Here is a 2,478-nt window from a genome sequence, read left to right as displayed (position 1 = left end):
AAATTAACAAAATCGTCTTCAACCACGGTTATTAAAGGTTGAAAGAAAGGAGAAGTATATTGTAGATGACCAGTTAGATGGGTCAATTACAATATACCAGGAGGTTGTCATGGATTACGCTAAAGAAGCTTTAAGGTTACATGCTAAGTGGAATGGTAAATTAGAAACCGTTCCAAAAATGAAGATTGAAAATAGAGATGATTTATCGATTGCCTACACACCGGGTGTTGCGGCACCTTGTTTAGAAATCGAAAAAGATAAAAAGAACAGTTATGTCTATACGGGTAGAGCACATACTGTTGCGGTTATTAGTGATGGTAGTGCGGTTTTGGGACTAGGAAATATTGGTCCTGAAGCAGGTATGCCGGTAATGGAAGGTAAATGCGTATTGTTTAAGGCGCTAGGAAATGTGGATGCCGTTCCATTATGCTTGAATACACAAGATACAGATGAATTGGTTCAGATTATTTCGAGCTTAGAGCCTAGCTTTGGTGGAATCAACTTAGAAGATATTGCGGCTCCTCGTTGTTTTGAAGTTGAAAAAAGATTACAGGAAAAAATGAATATTCCTGTTTTCCATGATGATCAGCATGGTACAGCTATTGTCGTTTGTGCTGCTTTGGTAAATGCTTTGAAATTGGCTGAAAAGCAAAATCCAACAATCGTAATCAATGGTGCTGGCAGCGCTGGTGTTGCGATTGCGACTTTGATTTTAAAGATTGGTTTGGGTAATGTTATTTTAGTGGATAAACAAGGTATCTTAACAGCCGATATGGATTTAACAAGTGGTCAAAGAGGAATGATTGATAAGTTAAATAAAGAAGGAAAAACAGGCTCTTTAAAGGATGCATTAGTTGGTGCAGATGTATTTATTGGCGTTAGTGCAGGTCATATCGTATCTAAAGAAATGATTGCGTCTATGAATGAAAAGGCAATTGTATTCCCAATGGCGAATCCAGTGCCTGAAATTGAACCGGAAGACGCAAAAGAAGCTGGTGCCTATATTGTGGGTACAGGTCGTAGTGATCATCCAAACCAAATCAATAATGTGTTGGCTTTCCCAGGTATCTTTAAAGGTGCATTAAAAGCAGGTGCTACTTGTATCAATGATGCGATGAAAGAAGCGGCTGTTTATGCGATCAGTTCAATGATTACAGAAGATATGTTGGATAGTGAACATATTATTGTTTCCGCTTTAGATCCAAGAGTTGCAGATGTTGTGGCTCAAGCCGTTGCAGATGCGGCAAAAGAAAGTGGTGTAGTGCGTGAGTAGAGTTGGTATTGTTGCAGAAGGTGGAGGTACTAAGGCTGCTTATTCTGCAGGAGTATTAAAATGTTTACTCGAACACGACATTGTTCTTCCTTATTGTGTAGGGATTAGTGCTGGTACAGAAATTTTATTGAGTTATGTTTCAAAACAGGTAGATCGTTTAGAGGTTACAGGTATTGATGCGCCTTGTCAAAAGGGTGTAGTTGGATGGCGACCATTCTTTAAAGAAGGTTCGATCTTTGGTATTGAAGCTACATATGATTTTATTGAGTCTAGAGTTCCATTGGATTTAGAGGCTTTCCAAAATAGTGAAACGCAAATGGAAGTTGGATTGTATAATCTAAAAACGCATAAGGTAGAATATTTTAATAAGAGTCATATTGATAAAGATGAAACATTGATCAAGGCAAGTTGTGCTTTGTTGCTTCTAGCTAAACCTTATAAGTTTAATGGGGAAATGTGGATGGATGCTGGTCTTGTAGATATGATTAGTATTGAACAAAGTCTTCGTGCTGGAAACGATAAGCATATAGTGATTTCTACAAAGGAAGAGGGCTATGTTCGTAAGCCGGCTCCCAAATGGCAATTGTGGCTTTCAAACTTGGTTTATAAGGATAAACAAATTACAGATGATTTAAGAAATCGTCATGTTCGCTATAAGGAACAGTGGGATAAGATTGCTGAACTTGAAAAAGAGGGTAAGGCATTGGTTTTGCGTCCTCATAAAGATCTTGGAGTCACTCGTTATACAACAGATCCAGAAAAATTGGGTCCTTGGTTTCAATTAGGATATGATGAAACTCTAGAGCGTATAGATCAGATCAAAGAATTCATTAAATAGAAAAACCTGGATTTCCAGGTTTTTCTTTTGCCACAACAATCATTTAAGGAGGTGTATTGTGGCATTAGTGACTACATTGTGCGAAGTGCTATATGTTTTAAACTACTAGAAAAGAGATTGTAGTCACATTTCTTATTATAGAAGTTCAATGTGAATTTATTATTAAAAATCAAAAATTCTTTTAAAAAGACTAGAAAGAGGCTATTATTAAGATATGAATGGTTATTTTTTTGATATGGATGGAACACTTTATAATAACAGGTTCCATGAAGTGAGTGAGAAAACTTTTAAAATGTTAAATGAACTACAAAGCCAAGGACACTTTGTAGCTTTATCGACGAGTCGTTGTCAATCTGAATTAAAGAAT

3 protein-coding genes are annotated in these 2,478 nt (G+C 36.7%); all 3 read left to right on the top strand.

Translation table 11 applies throughout. From position 1 onward, the window contains the following. The first annotated feature begins 109 nt into the window (after positions 1-109). Positions 110-1,273, top strand: a complete 1,164-nt coding sequence (locus tag ACZQCL_RS03625) for an NAD(P)-dependent malic enzyme (RefSeq protein WP_482481862.1) — start codon at positions 110-112, stop codon at positions 1,271-1,273. Further along, complete coding sequence (locus ACZQCL_RS03620; protein WP_227991892.1) at positions 1,266-2,111, top strand: patatin-like phospholipase family protein; 846 nt, start codon at positions 1,266-1,268, stop codon at positions 2,109-2,111. The genes ACZQCL_RS03625 and ACZQCL_RS03620 overlap by 8 nt, the downstream gene beginning before the upstream one ends. 214 nt (positions 2,112-2,325) lie before the next feature. Continuing rightward, positions 2,326-2,478, top strand: a 153-nt coding sequence (locus ACZQCL_RS03615; RefSeq protein ID WP_482481863.1) for an HAD hydrolase family protein, incomplete at its 3' end; no start/stop codon positions are given.

The sequence above is a fragment of the Holdemanella sp. genome (assembly GCF_056804935.1).
The sequence above is the reverse complement of the archived record's forward strand: the minus strand, read 5'-3'. Positions and strand labels throughout refer to the sequence as shown.